Raw genomic sequence first — 21,427 nt, forward strand, 5'->3', positions numbered from 1 at the left:
CGGGAGCTAGCGCCGTATTTGTCCGGATAATCAGCACTTCCGTCGGCCCGCCCCGGCGGCGCCCCGTCGTCTGGAAAGCTGGACGCATGCGCGTTGCGCTGCTGGGCCCGTTGCGGGCGACCGAGGACGACGGCACGCCGATCGACATCGGCGGCGCCCGCCTCCGCATGCTCCTGGCCAGGCTCGCGCTGGACGCCGGGCGCGCCGTCCCGGCCGACGCGCTCGTCGACGGGCTTTGGGGCGCCGCGCCGCCGGCCGACGCGGCCAACGCCCTGCAGTCCTTGGTCTCCCGGCTGCGGAAAGCGCTGCCGGTGGCGATCGAATCCGGCCCGGGCGGCTACCGGCTCGCGCTGGCGGCCGGTGATGTCGACGCCGAGCGGTTCGAACGGCTCGCCGCCGACGGCCGCCGCGAGCTGGCCGCGGGCCGTGACGCCCACGCGGCCGAGTTGCTCACCGAAGCCCTCGCGCTGTGGCACGGCGCCGCGCTCGCCGACGTCCTCGACGCACCGTTCGCGCCGGCACCCGCCCGGCGGCTCACCGAGCTGCGGGCCGAGGCGGCCGAGGACCGGTTCGAAGCCCTGATCCGGCTGGGTGAGCACGCGGGCGTCCTGGCCGACCTGGCCGCCGCGGCCGACGCCGACCCGCTGCGCGAACGGCTCGCCGGGCTGCGGATCCGCGCGCTCTGCGCGGCCGGGCGGCAGCCGGAGGCCCTCTCGGTCTACGCCGGGATCCGCCGCACCCTGGCCGACCAGCTCGGCGTCGACCCGTCGGCCGAGCTGCAGGAGATCCACGTCGCCGCGCTGCGGGGCGAGTTCGAGCCGCCGTCGCCGGTGACCGACCGGCTGCCGACGCGGCTGACCACGTTCATCGGCCGCGACGACGAGCTCAAGCTGCTGGCCGAACTGCTCGGCGGCGCTCGGCTGGTCACCCTGTCCGGGCCGGGCGGGGCGGGCAAGACCCGGCTGGCCACCGAGGCGGCGTCGCGGCACCCGGCGCACCAGCGCGGCCGGGTCTGGTTCGCCGCGCTGGCCGGCGTCCGCGACCCCGACGACCTCGGCGGCGCGCTGCTGGGGGCGCTGGAGATCCGGGACATCCGCGGCGCCGAGACCGACGTCCACCGGCGGCAGGCCGAGCCGGCCGAGCAGGCCGTCGAAGTGCTCGGCGGCGCGGAAGCGCTGCTGGTGCTGGACAACTGCGAGCACGTCGTCGACGCCGCCGCGCGGCTGGCCGACGAGCTGCTGCGGCGGGCGCCGCGGCTGCGGATCCTGGCCACCAGCCGCGAGCCCCTGGCCATCGACGGGGAGGCGCTCTGCCCGCTCGGCCCGTTGCCGGTGCCGTCGGAACGCGCCGCGCCCGCGGAGGCCGCCGAGCTCGACTCGACCCGGCTGTTCCTCGACCGGGCGGCCGCGGTCCGTCCCGACTTCGTGCTCGATGAGTCCACTGTGGACCAGGTCGGGGAGATCTGCCGCCGGCTCGACGGGATGCCGCTCGCACTGGAGCTGGCCGCCGCGCGGCTGCGGTCGATGACCGTGGCCCAGATCGCCGGTCGGCTCGGCGACCGGTTCCGGCTGCTCACCTCGGGCAGCCGGACGGCGTTGCCGCGGCAGCGGACGCTGCGCGCGGTCGTCGAGTGGAGCTGGGACCTGCTGACCGAGCCCGAGCTGGCGCTGGCCCGGCGGCTCTCCGTGTTCGCGGGCGGGGCCGAGCTGGGGCCGATCGAGGCCGTCTGCGCCGACGAGCTGCTGCCCGCCGCCGACGTGCCGTACGTGCTCGGCAGCCTGGTCGAGAAGTCCATTGTGGATACGGTGGACGGCAGGCGCGGCGAGCCGCGGTACCGGATGCTGGAGACGCTGCGCGCCTACGCCACCGAGCGGTTGGTGGAGTCGAGCGAACACGATCGCACGCGCCGGGCGATGGCGGCCTACTACGCCGAGTTCACGCAGCGGCTGGAACCGACGTTGCGCACGGCCGAGCAGCTGCACGCGATCGGCGAGTACGAGGCCGAGAGCGCGAACATGGTCGCGGCCCTCCGCGGCGCGATCGAGATGTCCGATGTGGACAACTCGGTGGCCCTGCTGGACGGGATGTTCTGGTACCTGACCATTCTCGGCCAGGGTGGCCGCGTCGGCGGGCTGATCCGCGAGGCGCTCGAGTTCGGCGATCGGCTGCCGCCCGCGGTCGCGGCCGCGTACGAGGCGCTCCTCTACCTCATGGACGCGATCCCGGTCCGGTCGGACCAGGCCGAAATCCTCCGGCTGGTCGACGACTGCGTGCGCACCAACGCGGTGGAGCGGTACCCGGGGCTCGCGGTGGCCCTGCCGATGCTGGCCTTCCTCGGCGGCGACCGCGAGGTCGCCGTCCGGGAGGTGCACCGGGCCGAGCGGAGCGCGGACGTGTGGACCCGGGCCGGCGGGCACTGGGTGGAGAGCTTCCTGCTCGACGACGCGGGCGACGTCGAGGGCGCGGACCGGGCGCGCGACCTGGCCCACGCCGGGTTCGAGGAAGTCGGCGACCGCTGGGGGATCGCGATGACGCTCAGCTTCAAGGCCTACGCGTTGTCGCAGGACGGCGACAGCGCGAAGGCCATCGAGACCTACCAGCAGGGCTTGGCGCTCTCGATGGAGCTGCGCTCACACGAAGACGCCGTGCAGCACTGGTGGCGGCTGGCGGTGGAGCGGGCGCGCGCCGGGGACTTCGAAGGTGCCTGGCGCGACCAGGAGGCCGCGGAGCGCTACGGCGAAGGCATCACGAACCCGCAGCACAAGGCGATCCTGATGTTCGGCAGGCTGGAACTGCTGCTGCGCACGGGTGAGCTGGCCGAAGCGCGGGCGTTGCTCGACCGCGTCGCCGCGCTCGGGGGCGACGGCTGGTTCCCCGGCGGGATCGGCGACGAGTTCATCCACGCGTTCGAGGCGCGGCTCCTGCTGGCGCAGGGCCGCCCCGACGAGGCGGAGCCCCACCTCGCCGTCGCGATCCGCGCCACGAACCGGCGCGGCGACATGCCGGACATGGCCGGGGTGGTGGAGCTGCTGGCGATGCTCCGCGGCAGCCAGGGCCGGTACGAGACGGCAGCCCGCGTGCTCGCCGCGTCCGCCGTCGTCCGCGGGCGGCTCGATCTGGGCAGCCCCGAGGTGCGCGCGCTCATCGCCGACCTGCGCGCGGCCCTGCCGGACTACGACGCGCTCTACGAAGAAACCCGCGCGATGCCCAAACCAGAGGCGATCGCGTGGCTCATGACAGAGATCGGCTGAAGGGGTCGTGAGTGAGAACCATGTTTCTCACTCACGACCCCTGGCGCGTGGTCACCCCCGTGAACCCGCGCTCAGACCCGCCGGCGGTAGGCCCAGGTGGCCAGCGGGAAGAACACGATCACCGCGCCGGCCATCCAGGCCAGCGCGCCGGCGAGCGGGCCGGCGACGGCGCCGCCGTTCATCAGGCCGCGCAGCGCGTTCGCCATCAGGCTGACCGGGCTGATGTCCGCCCACGCCCGCAGCCAGCCCGGCATGGTGGACGTCTGGACGAACACGTTGCTGCCGAAGGTCAGCGGCATGATGAAGACGAACATCAGCGCCTGCGCCGAGCCCGGCGACTTCATCAGCATGCCGACGAACACCGAGCCCCAGCAGAAGGCCAGCCCGAACGCCAGCGCCAGCAGGATCGCCACGGCGAACTCGGCCGGGCTGGTCGCGATCCGGTAGCCCATGATCGTCGCCACGACCATCAGCACGGTGAGGCACACCAGGTACCGCACGATGTCGGCGAGCACCGCGCCGATCAGCGGCGCCGAGCGGGCGATCGGCATGCTGCGGAACCGGTCGAACACGCCCTTGCTGACGTCGGTGTTGAGCTGCACGCCGACGGTCAGGCTGGCCTGCAGGATGTTCATCACGATGATGCCGGGCACGACCAGCTGCAGGTAGGCGTCGGTCGAGCCGGACAGCGCGCCGCCGAACAGGTAGACGAACATCACCAGGAAGGTGATCGGCATCAGCGTGACGTCGGCCAGCTGTTCGGGGTTCTTGCGGATCTTCAGGATGCCGCGCCAGGCCAGGGAAAGCGCGTGCTGGAGCCCCTTGCCGGGGCTGATGTGCCGCGGCGGGGCCGGGCGGTCGAGCGCCAGCGTCGTCATGCCAGGCTCCTTTCGAGATCGCGAGTGTCCTCAGTGGATTCTTCGGCGGTGTGCCCGGTCAGTGCGAGGAACACCTCGTCGAGGCTGGGCAGCCGCAGCGCCAGCTCGTCCGCGGTGATCCCGGCTTCGTCGAGCTTGCGGACCAAAGTGGACAGCAGCACCGGGTCGTTGACCGGCGCGGTGATCAGCCCGGTCGTGTCGTCGCGGGTCGGCCGGACGCCGGACAGCTCGCCGAGGATCCGGTTGACGGCGTCCATGTCGGACAGCTGGGTCGGCCGGACCTGCAGCGTCTGCCCGCCGACGCGGCGCTTCAGCTCGTCGGCCCGGCCGTCGGCGACGACCCGGCCGTGGTCGAACACGGTGATCTTGTCGGCCAGCTGGTCGGCCTCCTCCAGGTACTGCGTGGTCAGCAGCACCGTCGCGCCCTCGGCGACGAGGCCGCGGACGACGTCCCAGACCTCGTTGCGGGCGTGCGGGTCGAGCCCGGTGGTCGGTTCGTCGAGGTAGAGCACCTCGGGCCGGCCGACGAGACTGGCCGCCAGGTCGATCCGCCGGCGCATGCCCCCGGAGTACGTCCGGACCGGCCGCTTGGCCGCGGCGGTCAGCTCGAACCGCTCGATCAGCTCGGCGGCCCGGGTCTTGGCCTGGGCGCGTGAGTGGCCGTGCAACCGTCCGATCAGGACGAGGTTCTCGATGCCGTTGAGGTCCTCGTCGACCGACGCGTACTGCCCGGTGAGGCCGATCAGGCTGCGGACCCGGACCGGGTCGGTGACCACGTCGAACCCCCCGACGGTGGCTCTGCCCGCGTCCGGTTTCATCAGGGTCGCCAGTATCCGGACCGCGGTCGTCTTGCCGGCGCCGTTCGGCCCGAGCACCCCCACCACCTGCCCGAACGGGACCTCGAGGTCGACCCCGTCCAGTGCCTTGGTGTCCCCGAAGTGTTTGACCAGGCCCTCGGCCTGGATCGCGTGTGACATGGGCGTCCTCCTTCGCTTGAGGACCACTGTGGACGCGCGCGCTGTCAGGCCACGCACAGCGCGCTGGCAAGCGCTGGCAGCCGCTGGTGGAGATCTTGTGGAGGAGTTGTCGACGCCCACCCCGTCCGGCGCGGGTCTCGGCATACTCGGCAGCATGGTAGTTGCGGAAGAGACGCGGTCGCGGCGGAAGAACCCGCTGGTCACGGCCCTGCTGGTAGTGCCGCTGGTGCTGCTGGCCGGCCTGACGACGCTGCGCCTGATCGGCTTCGACGGCGACTGGTACACCCTCGTCGCGCTGTCGCTGACGCCGTACGTGACGGCCGCCGGCGTGCTGCTCGGCGGCCTGGCGCTGGCCCTGCGGCGCTGGTGGACCGGCGGGATCGCGCTGGTGCTGGCGATCGTGCTGGCCGTCCTCGTCCTGCCACGGCTCTCGGCGGGCGACCAACGCGAAGTGCACGGAAAGACACTGCGCGTGCTCGCGTCGAACCTGCTCTACGGCCAGGCGGACCCGAAGGCCGTCGTCGACCTGGTGCGCGAACAGCGGATCGACGTGCTGAACCTGGTCGAGCTGACGCCCCGCGTGGTCGACGGGCTGACCGCGGCCGGGCTGTTCGAGACGCTGCCGTTCCGGGTGCTGCACCCGGCGCCGGGTGCGTTCGGCTCGGGGATCGTGTCGCGCTTCCCGCTGACGGAGGTCAACCTGACCGGCGATTCGGCGACCAAGCAGCCGGGCGCCCAGGCCGACCTCGGCGACGGCGTGGTGGCCGAGATCGTCGCCGTCCACCCGATCTCCCCGGACGTCGACACCCCGCAGTGGGAGCGCGAGATGAAGGATCTCTCCCGCGCGGCGGGCGAGCACGGCCTGCGCGTCCTGGCGGGCGACTTCAACGCGACGCTGGACCACGCGGCGTTCCGGACGGTGCTGTCGCGCGGCTACAACGACGCGGCGGAGGAGCGTGGCGAGGCATTGGCCCCGACCTGGCCGTCCTCGACGCCGGTGGTGACGATCGACCACGTGGTGGTGGACAACCGGGCGGCGGTCCTGGATTACCGGGTGTTCGACGTCCCGGGCAGCGACCACCGCGCGGTGTTCGCCGAGGTGCGGCTGCCGTGACGGTTCAGGTGCGGATCAGCTCCCGCAGCTCCTTGGCGCTGACCTGCCACTGCTGACGGCGAAAGGCGAGGACCACCGCCCCCAGCGCGGCGCTGCTCAGCACGGCCGCGGCGACGACCAGCGGGATCAGGCCGGCGAAGGCGCCGACCAGGACGAGCGCGAGGCCCACGGCCACCACGCAGATTCCCAGCGTGAGCGCGGCCGGTTTGTTCTGCCACGTCCAGGGGTCGCCGCTGCGCAGGTCGTCGGCGAGGTCGGCGGCGAACACCGCCAGCTGCTGGTCCTGGGGCGCGAGCTGCGGGATCCGCGTCGCGGCGTCCCGGCAGATTTCACGCTGTTCCGCGGTGGTGATCACCCGGACGTCGTAGATCGTGACGCTGAGCGAATCCTCCACGCGTTGTTTGAGCGCCCAAGCCAGCCGATGCCGCAATTCCGGGTCACCCGGGCGCTGCGTCAGTTCCAGTTCGAGCTGCCGTACCGCCGAATCGCCGACCGCTTGCTCGCTCACCGTCGCCCCGTTCTTGTCCGGATTGGCGTCGCCGCTTAGAGTTGTGAATGTGTCGGGATAGTTTACCGTGTCTTTCCGCCCGGGTGGCACATCGGCGAGGGATTTTGCGGGGGAGCGATGAGCGGCATGAATTCCCGGACGCTGGCCGCGGTGGCGGTCGTCGTCAACCTGACGGTGTGCGCGCTGGCCGCCGTCGTAGTGCTGGTGGTGCGTGACCACGACGTCGCGCCGGTCGCCGCACCGGCCGCGAGTTCGCCGGTTCCGACGACGAGCGCGCCGCTGTCGACGCTGGTCACCACGTCCTCCGCTGTGCCGGCGACGACGTCGGCGCCCGCCGTGCCCGGCGGGACCCAGCCGGTGTCCGGGCCGGCCGGGATCACGACCGTGATCCCGGCCGGCTGGCAGGTCAAGCCCACGTCCGCGCCGGGCAGCGTGCAGGCGACGGACCCGGCGCAGCCCGCTCGCTTCCTGCGGTACGGCGGTTCGCCGTCGCCCGGGAAAGCGCTCCTGGCCGCGCAGCAGGATTACGAGCGCACTTTTCCCCGTGGCCACGCCGGATATCGGCTCATCGGGCTCGAGCCGACGACCGTGCGGGAAGCCGAAGCGGTCGCATGGGAGTTCGAATTCCAGGCCGACGTCGGACTCAAGCACGTCAAATCGGTTTACTGGCGGGCGCAGGGTGTCGACTATTTCGTGTACGGGTCGTCGGTGGTCTCCGGGTGGACCGACATGCAGGTGATCTTCGACGCCGCGCTTTCCGCCGCGAAACCCTGATCAGCTCGGCGAGAACACCAGCCCCCGCTGGTCGGGGTAGAGGAAGCCGTCGACGTCGAAGGCCTGCTCGTCCTGGTAGGTCGTGCCGCCGGACTGGGTTCCGGTGACCGTGACCCGGCCCTCGGAGCCGGTTCGGGTGTGCACGGCGATCTCACCGGACGGGGTCTGGCGGAGCTCGATCGTCGGGTAGACCGTGATCTTCCAGGAGATGTCCATGACTTCGCTGAAGGCGGACAGCCGGAACGGGCAGTTCGGCGGCTCCGCCCGCTTCTGCGCGGCGCACTGGTCGAGGTAGTTCTTGACCTGGTCCTGGGCGGCCTGCTGCGCCGATGCCTTGACCCGGACACCGAGCGGCACCTCGGTCATGCCCAGAGCCGCGTCGACGACGCCCTGGTCGGCCTCCAGCAGCGGGTTGTCGGCGACGTCGACCTTGTGCCGGCCGGGGAAGACCGCGATCTCCACGGCGTCACCCGGGCGGCCGGTCGCGAGCGTTTCGCCGTCGACGCGCAGCGGCACCGCCGCGGAGACCGTGATCCGCAGGGTGGGTTCCAGGCCGCTGATCGCCCAGTCGCGGAAGACGCCCCAGGTGTGGGTCTTGCGTCGGGTGAGCCGCACCTGGCCCGACTTTTCGTGGCCGTCGACGAGGAAGCTGATCGACGCGGACCTGCTGTCGTCATCGTCGTCTTCGACGCCGTGGATCTTCAGCCCGGTCGGCGGCACGTAGTCGGGTGACCGGAGCATGGCCCCGCTGGGACCATCGCCGTCGAGGTACGACGCGGCCGCCTCGGCGTCACGCTCGGCGAGCGCGTCGAAGTAACCGTTCAGCGCGGCCTCCGGCGTGAAGACGGTCTTCTGCACGACGAAGAGACCGGCGCCGAGCACGACCAGAACGGAAACGACGACGACCGTGATCATCCCGGCCTTGCGGCTCGGTCGCCACGGCCGCACGAAGGGGTCGGCGGGCACGGCGAACCCGCTCGGCGGCGTCGGCGCGTGCTCGCCTTGCGCTTTCGCAGCCAGTTCGCGGCCGCACTGGTGACAGAACCGGGCGTCCGGCTGGGTGGGTGCGTCGCAGTGCGGGCACGGAGTGCGTTCGACGGCCTCCCCGCACCTCGGGCACGCGGCGGCCCCGGGCGCGACGATGTTCCGGCAGGTACGGCAGTTGACCAGCGTGGTCACGATTCCCCCTGTTCGGGCCGCTGGGCATCGGCCAGGAATTGGTCGCGTCGCGCCCGCTGCGCGGCGACGATCTGGTGGTGGTGGGCAACGGGCGGCTCGTGCTGGCAGGTGGCGAGTTCCCGCCAAGCCTGCGCGGAGCGTCGAAGCTCGTTGTGCCAACGAACGCCGTCGATCGGATTGACGGCGGCGGTGCTCAGCCAGCGGTGCCAGTACCAGAACATGCTGAGCTCGATCTTGAGTCCCTCGTGCGCGGGCCAGCACGGCGGGAGGAGAACCCAGGGCGTGTAGGCGGTTTCGAGCCAGCCAACCCAGTCGGCGAGTTCTTGCCACGACTTCGCCCGGACGTCTTCGGCGAGCGAGTCCCAGACCCATGGTGGTTTCGCGGCCACGGTCAGTCCCTCCCCATGTCGCTGCCGGCATCGGCTTCGTAGCCACCGCTGTCGTAGCCCTCGGCCTCGGGTTCCGTCTCCGCAGAGCTCATCGAGTCGGCGACGCGAGCGTCATCAGCTGCGGCTTGGTCTTCGTAGGTGGGTTGTTGCTGCTCAGCTGCTGGTGGTTCGGTTTCGGCCGCGGGTTCTCGGGTGGCTGGTTCTGTGCTGGTGGCCGGTTCTTCAGCACTCTGGTCGGCGGCTGGTTCGTCAGCCGCTGACTCCGGCTCGGCTGTTGCGGGCTCTTCGGCGGCCGGTTCCTCGGGCTCCGGTGTCCGGGTTTGCTGTTGCGGTTCTTCGAGTTCTGGCTCTTCTTGCTCCGCGGCCTGCCCAGCATCCTGCTGCCGGCTTTCCTCCTGCTGCTCTTGGCCGGACCGATCGGCCTGGTCTTCCAGCCGCTCTTGCCCGGTGGCGTCCTGCTGCTGATCGTCGCGCTCACTGCCTTCTTCCCGCTCCGGGTCGCGGGCGGGTTCCTGCTGTTGTTCGCGGGCCGGCCCGTCTTGATCAGCGTCGCCCTCGGCCTGCTGTTCATCGGCTTGCTTTTCAGTCTGCTGTTCGGCATCGGTTTCCGCTTGGTCGCGCTGTGCCTCGGCGCCGGCTTCCCGATTGTGTTCGGCGTCTTCTTGTTCGAGTTGCTCGTCGGTGGCTTGTTCGTCTTGTTCCTGCTCGCGGCCTTGGCCGGCGTGTTCGTCGGTTTGTTGCGTGGTGCCGCCCGACTCTCGGTCCTCGGCTTGTTCGCCGGATTCGACCTCTGCCGTCCCGGTCGGCTCGGGCTCATCGGTACCGCCCCGCTCATCGGGTGCGTTCGAACTCTCCGGCGGCGCCCGTTCGCCGTGCAAATGACCGGCGTCCTCGCCGGCTTCGGTTTCGGCTCGCTCCTTTTCGGCAGCGTGCTTTTCCTCCAGAGCGCGGATCTTGGCGCGGGCGTCCTCCAGCGCTTCTTCGCTCACGTCGTTGAGGGGACGATAGGGCGTGGGGGCGACGAGGCCGCCGAGCTCATCGGGTTCGTTGAGACGTTCGATGCCCGGTGGGATCGGGACATCTTCGTAGGCCTCCGCCTGGATGTGCCGGATCGCCTCCTGCTGGCGTTCGTTCCCCGGATCCGCCCGGTCGACTTCGTACGCTGGGTGGTTCCGGTTCTTCGCGGCCCAGCTTTCCGGGGTGTGGAACTGGATCTCCAGCGGCAGCGAGGTCTCCTTGTGCACCCAACTGGTGTTCAGGCCTTTGTAGTCCTCCTGGTGCCAGCTGTTCTTGTGCGTTTGCCTGATCGGGGCGAAACCGTTCCTCTTCAGCTGTTCATAGGTACTCCTAACGCCGTCCACGTATCCATCGGTTGGAAATGTGAGCGTGTACCTGTTCAGGTCGTAGGTGCCGCGGATGACTATGGCGGCAGGCAGGCCTTCTTCGTCGTTGCGATTGCGAGCGACCTTGCTGCGGAACGAATCGAGCTCCTTCAGGGATTGGTCGACGCCGACCAGTTCACCGCCTGAGCCGCGCACGGTCGCTTCGATGTCGCGCATCGCGAGATCGATGTGCGGCTTGGCGTCGGTCGCTATGCCGTGTGCTTCCAACACCGCCCGGTCTTCCGACCGTTTCAGTGACAGTCCGGCCTCGTGACCCTTCCCTCGCCAAGTGACCGGATCCTCCTCGGTCACAGCCGGGTCACCCCGGATATATCACGGGTTTCGCGAATCGTGCGCTCGGCCGTTTCCGCGTCGATCGGGACGAGGCCGGGTTTCTGGTGCGGTCCGGCTGCCCGGAACTCGCGGATCGTGCCGGTGGGGATCCATCGGTTCTTCAAGCCGAAGACTTCGTCGATCGTGATCTCCGGGCTGGTCAGCCGGCGGTAGATCATGGGGCGGCCGGAGTCGTGGCTGACCCAGTACTGGACGAATCGCTGCCGATCCTCGAGCAGCTCTGCGGCCTGGTGTTCGGTGATCTGCTCCACGGTGTTCGGGTGCGGCGCGTCGAGGGGGTTCGCCAGCGGGTGCCACGCCCAGTCGGTGACCGACACGTGTTCGAGGTCGTCGCCGCGTCGCCGCCACAGCCCTCCGAGCCGCTTTCCGTTCTCGTCTAGCCAGAACTGGGTGAAGTACTCGTAGGTCTCGTCCGCTGTCATGGTGTGTATCCCCTCAACTGGGCGAACGCTTCGATCGCACCCGCCGGGCGCGCCTCGATCTGCAGCGGCGGATCACTGCGCCAGAAGAGCCAAGCGTGGAACGGCGGCAGCAGCTGGATCGCGTTGATCGGCAGGGCGGGCCGGAAGATGCTGCTCACCGTGTGGCCTTGGCCGGCCTGGACGGGGCCGCCGACGCCGACCTGGCCCACCGGGGCCCCCGCCTGGGGCGCCACCTGCATGCTCGTCGTCGTCTGGCGTTCCTCGCCGGCCCACGCCGAAATGTTGTGCAGGTCCTCGCCGTTCGACAGGCCGCCGAAGATCAGCTTGGCCGTTGTGGCCGCGAGGATCGCCGCTTGCTGCTCGACGCCGTAGCGGTTGCGCAGCTGCGCGAGGCTCTGGGTCGCCCACATAGTGACGATCCCGCGGCCGCCGCCTTCGCTTACCAAGGACGGCAGGCTTTGGAGCGGGGCGATGTTGGCAATCTCGTCCAACGCCAGCAGCAACGGCGGGTCGAGCCGCCCGCCCTGGGTGGCGGCCAGCTCCGCCGCGCGCTGGGCGATGCTGTCGACCAGCCCGGCCATCAGCGGCGCGATCGCCTGCTGCTGGTGCGACGGCCCGATGATGAACAGCGACGAGCGGGTCGCCAGGAACTTGTCGATGTCGAGCTCGTTGGTTGCGCACGAGCGCAGCACGGTGGGCTCAGACGTCGCTTCGAGCGTGTTGCGGGCGACCGAATAGAAGCTGCCCCGCTCGCGGTCGCCCAGCAGCTTCAACGCGTCCAGGTCGTCCGCCCACATCGCGCCCGGGCTCGACGACAGCCGGAGGATCGCCACCGGGTCGCGGGTTTCCTGGCTCGCCAGCCACTTCCGGACCGTCGACAACGGCAGGTCCTCCAGCGCCGCCGCGTGGAAGTACGCGCGCAAGATCGCCGCCGCGCCGCCGCGCCAGTGGTCGCCGTCCTGGACGCCCTGACCGGCGACCGCCGTCATCGCGGCCACCCGCCGGTAGCAGACGGACGGGTTCGCGCAGTCGGCCAGCGGCGACCAGCGCAGGGAGGTGTCCGGGTATTCGCTGCCGAAGGGGTCGTAGACGTGCACCGAACCGCCGTACGGCGCGGCCAGCGCCCGCCGCCGGTTCCCGGTGAACGCGAGGATGTCGCCGCGCGTCGACGTGCAGACCAGCGGGCCTTCCCACCAGAGCACCGACGGGATGATGAGCCCGGACGTCTTGCCGTAGCGCGGTGGGCCGACGATGCCGACCGAGTCCTCCGGTGCGCTCCAGCAGCGCTGGTACCCGGCCCGCGCGTCCCAGCCGAGGAAGACCTGCCGCCGCGGGTCGACGCGGAACGGCGGGATCGCGGGCCACTCGGCGATCGACATCGGCGCCTCAGTCGCGGGCCACCGAGCCGGTCACGACGACCGGCATCGGGATCGCGGGTCCGTCGGCGTCCGGCAACGGGTAGTCGGCGCCGGGTTCCTCGACGGCCTCCAGCCTCAGCTCGTTCGGCGGGTGGCTGGCGCAGATCGCCGCCTCCCAGCCGTTGCGTGCACCGTCGAAGCTCTCGCGGAACCGGGCGAGCACCCGCCGGATGCCCAGACGGTGGCCGGCGGCGACCGCACCCTGGTCGGCGCGGTACTCCGCGGCCCGGCTGCCTGCGGCCTGCAGCGGCACCAGGAAGAACCGGATGCACACCATCAGCGGCCAAGACGCGAACAGCAGCGCCACCTTGACCAGGCCGTTGCGGGAGAAATCCATCAGCCAGGTGAAGACGTTGTAGGCGAGGTAGAGCGGCAGCGCCACACCCCGGACGAACATTCCGGACAGCGGGTCGGCGTTGCGCCAGTGCGTGAGCTCGTGGCACAGCACGCCGGCCAGCGGTTCCTTGTCGTAGTTGAATTCGTCCAGGAACCCGCGCGTCACGATGATGTGCCGCGCGCCCGCGTAGGCGTTGGGCAGGCGGTCGTCGTCCATCAGCAGCGGCGGGACCTTGTCGAGGCCGAGGCGGTGCGCGCAGTCTTCGAGGACCGGAAGGATCAGCTCCTTCTCCCGGCGGCTGGGCTGGCGGTACCCGGCGATCCGGAACACCCAGCCCTCGGCGCCGACCTGGAAGACGGTGTAGAGGACTCCGACCAGGAACGCGACCACGAGCTGCCCGATGAACAGGCCGGCGGCCACCGCCGGATCGGCCGAGACGAGACCGATCCACGGCAGCAGGAGCCCGGCCGCGAAGCCGGCGATCGCGCCGATCACCGCGCCGGCGATCAAGCCGAGAATGCCGCCGCCCTGCAGCATCGCGCTGTCCATCACGGTGCTGAACACCGGGACGTCCGCCGCCCAGGACGTCGCGTTCCCGCCGAGCCCGGCCCCGCCGAAGAAGCCGAGCATCGCGCCGGCGACCACCCCGGCGCCTCCGCCGAAAATGGCGAGCGGCAGGTTGAACCACGCCGCCGCCAGCGCACCGATGAGTCCGCGCTTGTCGCGCAGCATTCCGGTGACGAACCAGATGAAGCCGTTGCGGTATCCCGGAGGCCGGGAAAAGGCGCCGCGGAGCTTCTCCCGCAGCCGGTTGCCCAATCCGGGGCGCGACGGCTTCGCCGCTTTCTCGTGCGAAACCAGGGGCGCCGCAGGAAGGGACGGCGGCGGCTCCGGGGCCGTGACGAGGGGGTGCACCGGAAGAACGGGCTGGTCACGTGCCATTGCGGAGATGGTGGGAGACGGCTGGGAAGGTGGTCCGGCCGAGGCCGGCACCACCGGGGATTGCCCCGACACTTCACAGTGTGGACAGTTCCGGCTGGCCGGGTCGCGCTTGTTCCCGCACCGCGCACAGATCGCCAAAGTGCCCCCCTCCGCGCACTTCAGCCAGCCGTCCCCTTGTCGTCGACCGGCGTCGGTTGTGCATTGTGGCACACGGCGACGGCAATCGTGCCGGATTCACCGGTTAGGTGGAATCTGCTATTCAGGTGATTGCGGGCAATGCCGCGAGCGTTTCCAGCGCGCCGCCCGCGATCGACACGCCGCGGCCGTGGCGGATCTCGGGTTCCCTTGGGTTGATGCGGATCAACGCGCCGGTCGCCGCGCTGGCCAGTTCGGCGTAGCGGCGGACCGTCGGGACCGCCTGGCCCGCCCCCAGCTCGACGACGACCAGGTCGCGGGCAGTGCGGCGCCACGCCGTCAGCTCGTCCAGCTGCGCCTGGCTGCGGTCCGGGATCCACGAGAAGTCGCCGAACATCAGGATGTTGGGCCGCGCCAGGCCGCCGCAGCGGGGGCACGACGGCAATGGCGGCACCGCTCGCATGGTCGCTTCGTCGATCTCGACGTCCATTTCCGCGGGCCAGATGTCGTCGGAGCAGCCATTGAAGCACTGCAGGTGGTGGATCGAGCCGTGTGCCTCGGCGACGAACTCGAAGCCCGCCTTCTGGAACTGTCCGTCCACATTGGACGTGAAGACGCGTACGCCGCCGGGCAGGCGGGAGCCACGGGCCAGCAGGAGCGAGAAACCCCGGTGCGGCACGGTGTTCCGGTACAGGTGGAGCCGGTGCCCGTAGAAGCCCCAGGCCAGTTCGGGGTCGTCCGCGAAGTGCCGTGGGTCGGCGAGCTCCTCGAACCGCAGCCCGAGCCGGGCGTACGGCGGGTACGCGCGCCAAAACCCTTCGCCGCCACGGAAGTCCGGCAGGCCGGAGTCGACGCCCATCCCGGCGCCGGCGCAGATCAGGAGCGCGCCGGCGCCGTCCATGAGCTCCGCGGCACGGGCGAGCTCACGCACCCGGCTGGGAGCCGAGGACGACCTCGAACTCGAGGAGGTTCGCCCCGGTGGACACGGGCTTGGCCCGTTCGCCGGAGTGCGCCGCCGCGGCCGCGCCGCCCTTCGCCCACGCCTGGTAGTGCTCCTCGGTCTCCCACTTCGTGTACACGAAGTAGCGCGTCTCGCCGGAAACCGGGCGCAGCAGTTCGAACCCGAGGAATCCCGGCTGCTGGTCGACGGCGTGCAGCCGCGCCGCGAACCGCTTCTCCAGCTCGGGTCCGGAGCCTTCGGGAACCTCGATCGCGTTGATCTTCACGACACTCATGGGCTCCAGCCTAGTTGGCCGCGAGGTGTGATCCGTGCCACTGTGGGGGTCATGGGGAGTACAGAGCGCGACCTCGCGGCCGACCTCGCCCGGATCATCCGGGCCACCGCCGACGAAGTCGCCACCGGCCGGGGCAACGAGCTCGTCGAGAAGGTGACCGGGCACCTGGCGGCGCCGCTGCCGGAGGTCGTGGTCGTGACCCGCAACTGGCCGATGTGGGAGCACGCGAACATCCAGCGCGGCGTGGAGGCCTACCTGGCCGCGCACGGCACGGCCGTGGACTGGTTCGGCATCGCGGGCGGCCAACGCACGCACGAAGACCTGATCGGGATGCTCGCCATCGCGCGCAAGCAGGGGATGTACGAGCTCGGCTCGGTGGACTACACGACGACGGCGATCAGCCCGGACGACGCGACCGAAGCCGTCCAGCTCGGGCTCGTCGGCACGAGCGCCCCGGACGGCGAGCCGGTGCTGCTCGCGATCCGCGGCCCGAACCCGCAGTGGGGACAGGAACAGTGCCGGCTGGAGGTGCTCGCGACGGCGCGGGCGACCGCCACCGAGGTGCGCGACCGCGTCGAGCGCCTGATGGCCGAGCACGACGTCCTGCGCGGGCAGGTGCTGGCCTTCGGGACCAGCGAGAACCGCGGCAACGACCTGCTCACCTTCCTCCCGCGGCCGACGCTGACCGGCGAGGAGGTCGTGCTGCCGGACGGCGTGCTCGACGCGATCGAGCGGCACGCGGTCGGCATCGCCGAACACGGCGAGCGGCTGCTGGCCGCGGGCCAGCACCTCAAGCGCGGTCTGCTGCTGCACGGCCCGCCCGGCACCGGCAAGACGCACACCGTCCGGTACCTGATGAGCCGCCTGCCGGGCACCACGGTGGTCGTCCTGACCGGCACGGCGATGCGGTTCGTCGGCAAGGCGGCCGAGCTCGCGCGGCGGCTGCAGCCCAGCGTGGTCGTGGTGGAGGACGTCGACCTCATCGCGCAGGACCGCAGCTACGGGCCGGACGCGCACCCGCTGCTGTTCACGCTGCTCGACGCGATGGACGGCGTCGGCGGCGACGCCGACGTGACGTTCCTGCTCACCACCAACCGGGCCGGGGCGCTGGAGCGGGCGCTGGCCGACCGGCCGGGCCGGGTCGACCTCGCCGTCGAGATCCCGCTCCCGGACGCGGCCGGCCGCGAGGCGCTGCTCCGCCTGTATGCGCGGGGCCTGAAGCTGACGGCGGACCTCGGCCCGGTCGTCGACGCGACCGAGGGGGTCACGGCGTCGTTCGTGAAGGAACTGTTGCGCCGGGCGGCGCTGCGGTCGCTGGCCCAGCGTCCCGACGACGACGTGGTGGTCGGTGCCGAGGAGCTGACGGCGGCGTTGCGGGAGATGCAGGACGCGCGGAGCGCGTTGACGCGGTCGTTGCTGGGGAGCTCAGCTGTGCAGTGAGCCGGGGAAGAGATGGGCGTCCGCGGGGAGCTTCGTCCCGCGGAACCAGTCGGCGAAGAACCCGCGCAGGTCCTGGCCGCTGAGCCGCGTCACCATCGCCTCGAAGTCCGCCCAGGTCGCGTTGCCGTGGCGGAAGCGGGACGGCCAGTCATGCAGGAGCCGGTCGAACGCCGGGTCGCCGATCTGGCGGCGCAGGGCGTGCAGCGCGAGGATGCCCTTGTTGTAGACGCCCTCGAACTCGTGACCCTGCCCCATGTCGACCAGCTTCTGCGCCCAGAAGTCGGTGCTGCCGTGGGTGATCTCGATGGCCGCGCGGTAGCGGTCGTCCAGGTTCTGGCCGTCGCGCTCGGCCCACAGCCATTGCGCGTAGGACGCGAAGCACTCGTTCAGGCAGATGTCGGACCAGTCGCGCACCGACACCGAATCGCCGAACCACTGGTGGGCGCTCTCGTGCACCAACGTCGTCAGCTCGGCCCCCTTCGCGTACGTCGGCCGGGTCTGGGTCTCCAGCGAGAAGCGGATGTCCTCGTCCAGGTAGATCGCGCCGGCGGCCGACTGCGGGTACGGGCCGAACTTGCCGCTCAGGAAGCCGAGCACCTCGGGCAGCCGGCCGCCGGTCGCGCGGCGGGCCTCGGCGCCGGGCGCGTAGGCCGAGACCACCGGCGTGCCGTCCGGCAGGGTCGATTTGTCGATGCCGAACTTGCCGATCGCGATCGTCGTCAGGTAGCTCGCGACCGGGTTCGGGTCGGTCCAGGTGCCCGGCGGTCCTTCCCGGCCGTTGGAGACGACCGTCCAGCCGGCCGGGACGTGCGCGGTGAGCGTGAAGGTGGCCTTGTCGCGCGGGGTCTCGTTCACCGGGAACCAGAACGCCGCCGAGTGCGGCTCGCCGACCATGTACGCGCCGCCGTCGGCCGAGTGCCGCCAGCCGTTCTCGCTGCCGCCGTCGCGGGGTGTCTTCGCCGGGTCGCCGCCGTAGCGGACACGGGTCCGGAACGTCGTCCCGGCGCGGATCGGCTCCGCCGGGGTGACGACCAGCTCGAAGGCTTTCTCCCGGGTGAACTTCGCGGGCTTGCCGTCGACTTCGACGCTGTGGACGTCGAGTCCGCGCAGGTCCAGGTCGAACCGGCTGAGGTCGTGGGTGGCCTTCGCGGTGACCGTGGTGTCGCCGTCGAGGTGGCCGCTCGGCGGGTCGTAGCTCGCGTCGACGTGGTAGTCGAGAGCGTCGTAGCCGCCGTTGCCGTCGTCCGGGTAGTACGGATCACCGGCGCCGGCCGCGCCGGCCACGGGGTGCATGGGCGGTGGTGGCGGCGGTGCCGAGACGGCGTCACCGCCGGACGCCGCGGCGACGATCCCCGCGCTGCAGAGGGCCAGGACGGCGAGTCGGCGGCGCATGTCATCCACCATAGGTGATCGAAAGCGATCACTTCGTCACGTTCCGCACCAGGGGTTATGTGGTTAGGTGGCCGCGTGCTCTGTTTCGGCGGCAGCGGCGTGCCGATCGTTCTGCTGCACGGCCTGATGGGCCGGGCACGGACGTGGTGGCGGGTCGCGGAGTGGCTCCGGCCCTACGGCGCGGTGTACGGCCTCGACGCCCGCGGCCACGGCAGCGCGCCGCGCGTCGGCCCGTGGACGACCGAACGGTTCGCCGACGACGTCGCCGACGCGCTGCGGATCCTCGACGCCGGTCCGGCCGTGCTCATCGGGCACTCGATGGGCGGCCTGCACGCGTGGGCGACCGCCGCGCGGCACCCGGAGCTGGTGCGCGCGGTGGTGTCCGAGGACTTCGCGCCGGACCAGCGCGGCCGGACCGTGGAGACCTGGCGCGGGTACTTCGAGAGCTGGCCGGTGCCGTTCGAGTCGCTCGGCCACGTCCGGGCGTTCTTCGGCGACGCGGGTCCGTACTTCGCCGACTGCGTCGAGGAGCGCGAGGACGGCTACCACCTGGTCGCGGACCTGGAAGACCTGTACGTCATCGCCGCCGAATGGGGCCGCCGCGCCTACTGGTCCATTGTGGACGGCATCGGCTGTCCGCTGCTGCTGGTCGAGGGCGAGCACACGGCGATGCCGCCCGGCCAGCAGGCGCTCGTCGCCGCCCGCGTCCCCGGAGCGAAACACCTGGTCGTGCCCGGCTCGGCCCACCTGCCCCACGACGAAGCCCCGGAGACCTACCGCGGCGCCGTCGAGGCGTTCCTCTCCCAGGTCCTCAACCGGTGAAACCACGCGTGACCAGAGGGACGGCACACCGAGCGCGCCGTTGAGCCCGGTGCACCGACCGCCTGGTCACGCGTGAGCCAGGTCTGCCCGCCAGGCCGCCGTGGACCGGTCCGCCGGGACGATCAGCGGCCAGACGTCCGCGCCGAGGAAGCCGGTTTCGCCGGCCGCCTTCGCCGCGGTGCAGGTGTCGCGGGGCAGCCCCGCCCGGGCCGCCAACGCGGCCACGGCGTCCGTCGTCGACTTCCCGAAGACGCCGTCGGCCGGCACGCCGAAACCGGCCGCCCGCAGGAACCGCTGCGCGAGCTGGACCCGACGGCCGGTGTCGCCCGGCTTGAGCAGCGGCCACTCCGCCTCGGCGCGCGCCACCGGGACACCCAGGACGCGGCCCACCGCGGTCCGCAGCTCCGGCAGCCGGTCGTAGAGGACCTGGCCGGGGCACTCGGTCGAGTTGAAGTCGCGGTGGCCCTTGATGAACTCGGGCGAGATGCCGTACTGGTGCGCGATGTAGGCGACCAGGCCGACCAGCGAGTTCCACAGCGCCTGAGGCACGTCCACCGTGCTGTACAGGCCTTCGTTCTCGATGCCGATGACCTCGCTGTTGTGGTTGCCGACGTTGGCGCCCTGCACGTGCCGGGTGCCGCCGCGCAGGATTTCGAGGCTGCGGTGCCTGCCCTCGGTGACATGACCGCCGCGGCTGTTCGTGAACTGCTGGCCGCTGTCGATCCAGCCGTTCTTGTCCATGTGCAGGTCTTGGATGAACCGTGAGACGAAGAACGCGCGTGCCAGTGAGAAGTCGTTGTCGGCCGGCGGGTCGACCGCGTGGTGCACGACGATGTACGTCGGTTTGTGGTTCTCCACCACGATCGTGCCCGTGGCGGGCCGGGCACCCCACTCGGAGGTCGGGTGGATGGTCGGTGCCGGCACGGCCGCGGCGGCCGTCCCCGTGGTCGTCATCCCCAGTGCGCCGGCCGCGGACGCGGTCACCCCCGCCTTGAGCAGGGTCCGGCGGTCAACTTTGACCATACGGAGAAAGGTAGCTCCGTACCGCGCCGGAGACAACTATTGACCAACTTTGGTCGTAGTGCGTCAGTGTTCGCCCGGCAGGGCGAAGAGGCCGTCTCGGGTCTGCTCCAGCAGGCCGTCGACCAGCAGGGAGTCCAGGCAGCGGTCGCGCTGCCCGCCGTCGTGCCACACCAGGTCGAGGCGAGCCTTCTCGACGGGTCCTTCGGAGCCGCGCAGGACGTCGAGCAGCCGCCCGCGGACGTACCGGTCGGTGCCCGCGTACCGCTGCACCGGCTTGGCCGGGCCGGTGTACTCCGGCCGTCCGGCGAGCTGCCAGGCGCAGTCGTCGTAGACCGGGCAGTCCGCGCAGCGCGGGGCGCGCGCGGTGCACACCAGCGCGCCCAGCTCCATGATCGCCGCCGAAAACCGGGCGGCAGGCGCGTCCCCGGCCGGCAGCAGCGCCTCGACGTCGGCCATGTCGCGGGTGTTCGACGCGGGCCCGGCGTCGCCGGCCCCGTGCACCGCCCGCGCGACGACGCGCCGGACGTTCGTGTCCACGACGGGCGCGCGACGCCCGTAGGCGAACGCGGCGACGGCACGCGCGGTGTAGGCCCCGATCCCGGGCAGCGCGAGCAGGGTGTCCACATCGGACGGCACGACGTCGCCGTGCTCGGCCGCGATCACGCCCGCGGCTTCGTGGAGCCGCAACGCGCGCCGCGGGTAGCCGAGCTTGCCCCAGGCCCGCACGACTTCGCCCTGGGAAGACGCGGCCAGCGCCGAGGGCGCCGGCCAGCGCGCCATCCACTCGTGCCAGATCGGCTGCACGCGGGCGACCGGGGTCTGCTGCAGCATGATCTCGCTGACGAGCACACCCCACGCCGTGCAGTCCGGCTCGCGCCAGGGCAGGTCCCGGCCGTGTGCGGCGAACCAGTCGAGCAGTACGTCAGCGTCCACAGCCACGCGAAAAGGCTACTTGACCTCGGTGAGGTGCCCCGTCTTGACGTCGTAGACGAAGCCGCGGACGGTGTCGGTGTGCGGCAGGTAGGCGCTGCGGCGCACCCGCTCGACCGAAGTCCGGACGCTGTTCTCGACGTTGCGGAACGCCTCGACCGACCAGGTCGGCCGCAGGCCCGTGTCGGTCTCCAGCTCGTCCTTGAAGTCGTCCTCGGTGACCATCGAGAGGCCGCACTCGGTGTGCTGGACGATCAGCACCTCGCGGGTGCCGAGCTTGCGCTGCGACAGGGCGAGCGAGCGGACCATGTCGTCGGTCACCACGCCGCCCGCGTTGCGGAGGATGTGCGACTCGCCCTGGAGCAGGCCGAAGAGCTCGAACACCCGGATCCGGGCGTCCATGCAGGTCAGGATGGCCACCTGCAGCGAGGGCTTCGGGGTCGACCGGTCACCGGGGGTGATGTCGCCGAGTTCCTGGTTGCGCTTGAGAAGTACGTCGATCGAGGTCATCGGTCACCTTCCGGC

General features: G+C 71.2%; 20 protein-coding genes. 5 read left to right on the forward strand and 15 right to left on the reverse strand.

Going from position 1 to position 21,427, the window contains the following annotated elements:
* Window positions 1–86: 86 nt before the first annotated feature.
* Window positions 87–3,251, forward strand: a complete 3,165-nt coding sequence (locus AB0M82_RS11930) for a BTAD domain-containing putative transcriptional regulator (RefSeq protein ID WP_364720280.1) — start codon at window positions 87–89, stop codon at window positions 3,249–3,251.
* 71 nt (window positions 3,252–3,322) lie between these two features.
* Here AB0M82_RS11930 and AB0M82_RS11935 read toward each other — a convergent pair whose 3' ends face one another.
* Window positions 3,323–4,129: an ABC transporter permease gene (locus tag AB0M82_RS11935; protein ID WP_364720282.1), complete on the reverse strand. Its 807-nt coding sequence runs from the start codon at window positions 4,127–4,129 to the stop codon at window positions 3,323–3,325.
* Complete coding sequence (locus AB0M82_RS11940) at window positions 4,126–5,106, reverse strand: ATP-binding cassette domain-containing protein (RefSeq protein WP_364720284.1); 981 nt, start codon at window positions 5,104–5,106, stop codon at window positions 4,126–4,128. Before AB0M82_RS11940 ends, AB0M82_RS11935 begins: the two co-directional genes overlap by 4 nt.
* Before the next feature lie 154 nt (window positions 5,107–5,260).
* Between AB0M82_RS11940 and AB0M82_RS11945 the strand changes: the two genes are divergently transcribed.
* Window positions 5,261–6,220: an endonuclease/exonuclease/phosphatase family protein gene (locus AB0M82_RS11945; protein WP_364720287.1), complete on the forward strand. Its 960-nt coding sequence runs from the start codon at window positions 5,261–5,263 to the stop codon at window positions 6,218–6,220.
* Between the two features lie 4 nt (window positions 6,221–6,224).
* On the opposite strand, the gene AB0M82_RS11950 is transcribed toward AB0M82_RS11945, so the two are convergent.
* Complete coding sequence (locus tag AB0M82_RS11950; protein WP_364720290.1) at window positions 6,225–6,728, reverse strand: hypothetical protein; 504 nt, start codon at window positions 6,726–6,728, stop codon at window positions 6,225–6,227.
* 117 nt (window positions 6,729–6,845) lie between these two features.
* On the opposite strand from AB0M82_RS11950, the gene AB0M82_RS11955 reads away from it, so the two are divergent.
* Window positions 6,846–7,502, forward strand: coding sequence for a hypothetical protein (locus tag AB0M82_RS11955; protein ID WP_364720292.1), 657 nt, complete (start codon window positions 6,846–6,848; stop codon window positions 7,500–7,502).
* On the opposite strand, the gene AB0M82_RS11960 is transcribed toward AB0M82_RS11955, so the two are convergent.
* From AB0M82_RS11960 to AB0M82_RS11995, 8 genes are all read right to left on the reverse strand, one after another.
* The gene (locus AB0M82_RS11960; protein ID WP_364720293.1) at window positions 7,503–8,681 is read right to left on the reverse strand and encodes a zinc ribbon domain-containing protein; all 1,179 of its coding nucleotides are present in this window, start codon (window positions 8,679–8,681) and stop codon (window positions 7,503–7,505) included. It abuts the gene before it with no gap.
* Window positions 8,678–9,070, reverse strand: coding sequence for a hypothetical protein (locus AB0M82_RS11965; protein WP_364720295.1), 393 nt, complete (start codon window positions 9,068–9,070; stop codon window positions 8,678–8,680). The genes AB0M82_RS11960 and AB0M82_RS11965 overlap by 4 nt, the downstream gene beginning before the upstream one ends.
* A 2-nt stretch (window positions 9,071–9,072) precedes the next feature.
* Window positions 9,073–10,764 carry a hypothetical protein gene (locus AB0M82_RS11970; RefSeq protein ID WP_364720297.1) on the reverse strand — a complete coding sequence of 564 codons (1,692 nt, stop codon included), beginning with the start codon at window positions 10,762–10,764 and terminating at the stop codon, window positions 9,073–9,075.
* Window positions 10,761–11,228, reverse strand: coding sequence for a hypothetical protein (locus tag AB0M82_RS11975; RefSeq protein WP_364720300.1), 468 nt, complete (start codon window positions 11,226–11,228; stop codon window positions 10,761–10,763). Before AB0M82_RS11975 ends, AB0M82_RS11970 begins: the two co-directional genes overlap by 4 nt.
* On the reverse strand, window positions 11,225–12,607 hold the full coding sequence (locus AB0M82_RS11980) for a type IV secretory system conjugative DNA transfer family protein (protein WP_364720302.1): 1,383 nt from the start codon (window positions 12,605–12,607) through the stop codon (window positions 11,225–11,227). Before AB0M82_RS11980 ends, AB0M82_RS11975 begins: the two co-directional genes overlap by 4 nt.
* Window positions 12,608–12,614: 7 nt before the next feature.
* Window positions 12,615–13,925, reverse strand: coding sequence for a zinc metalloprotease HtpX (locus AB0M82_RS11985; protein ID WP_364720305.1), 1,311 nt, complete (start codon window positions 13,923–13,925; stop codon window positions 12,615–12,617).
* Between the two features lie 259 nt (window positions 13,926–14,184).
* The gene (locus AB0M82_RS11990; RefSeq protein ID WP_364720307.1) at window positions 14,185–14,991 is read right to left on the reverse strand and encodes a Sir2 family NAD-dependent protein deacetylase; all 807 of its coding nucleotides are present in this window, start codon (window positions 14,989–14,991) and stop codon (window positions 14,185–14,187) included.
* Window positions 14,984–15,295, reverse strand: a complete 312-nt coding sequence (locus AB0M82_RS11995) for an antibiotic biosynthesis monooxygenase (protein WP_364720309.1) — start codon at window positions 15,293–15,295, stop codon at window positions 14,984–14,986. The genes AB0M82_RS11990 and AB0M82_RS11995 overlap by 8 nt, the downstream gene beginning before the upstream one ends.
* Before the next feature lie 51 nt (window positions 15,296–15,346).
* Between AB0M82_RS11995 and AB0M82_RS12000 the strand changes: the two genes are divergently transcribed.
* Complete coding sequence (locus tag AB0M82_RS12000; protein ID WP_364720311.1) at window positions 15,347–16,735, forward strand: AAA family ATPase; 1,389 nt, start codon at window positions 15,347–15,349, stop codon at window positions 16,733–16,735.
* Here the strand turns inward: AB0M82_RS12000 and AB0M82_RS12005 are convergent.
* A complete protein-coding gene (locus AB0M82_RS12005) occupies window positions 16,721–18,127 on the reverse strand; it encodes a M1 family metallopeptidase (protein WP_364720313.1) in 1,407 nt (468 codons plus the stop codon). The genes AB0M82_RS12000 and AB0M82_RS12005 overlap by 15 nt on opposite strands.
* 75 nt (window positions 18,128–18,202) lie before the next feature.
* On the opposite strand from AB0M82_RS12005, the gene AB0M82_RS12010 reads away from it, so the two are divergent.
* A complete protein-coding gene (locus AB0M82_RS12010) occupies window positions 18,203–18,949 on the forward strand; it encodes an alpha/beta hydrolase (protein WP_364720315.1) in 747 nt (248 codons plus the stop codon).
* A 66-nt stretch (window positions 18,950–19,015) separates the two neighbouring features.
* Here AB0M82_RS12010 and AB0M82_RS12015 read toward each other — a convergent pair whose 3' ends face one another.
* The 3 genes from AB0M82_RS12015 to AB0M82_RS12025 all read right to left on the reverse strand — a co-directional run bounded on the left by AB0M82_RS12015 (window position 19,016) and on the right by AB0M82_RS12025 (window position 21,412).
* On the reverse strand, window positions 19,016–19,972 hold the full coding sequence (locus AB0M82_RS12015; RefSeq protein ID WP_364720317.1) for a peptidoglycan recognition family protein: 957 nt from the start codon (window positions 19,970–19,972) through the stop codon (window positions 19,016–19,018).
* Between the two features lie 63 nt (window positions 19,973–20,035).
* Complete coding sequence (locus tag AB0M82_RS12020) at window positions 20,036–20,911, reverse strand: A/G-specific adenine glycosylase (RefSeq protein ID WP_364720319.1); 876 nt, start codon at window positions 20,909–20,911, stop codon at window positions 20,036–20,038.
* 9 nt (window positions 20,912–20,920) lie between these two features.
* Window positions 20,921–21,412 (reverse strand): carbonic anhydrase, encoded by a 492-nt coding sequence (locus AB0M82_RS12025; RefSeq protein WP_364720321.1) that lies wholly within the window; start codon window positions 21,410–21,412, stop codon window positions 20,921–20,923.
* Window positions 21,413–21,427: the final 15 nt, after the last annotated feature.

It is taken from the genome of Amycolatopsis sp. NPDC051128, from assembly GCF_040682715.1.
Classification (GTDB): domain Bacteria; phylum Actinomycetota; class Actinomycetes; order Mycobacteriales; family Pseudonocardiaceae; genus Amycolatopsis.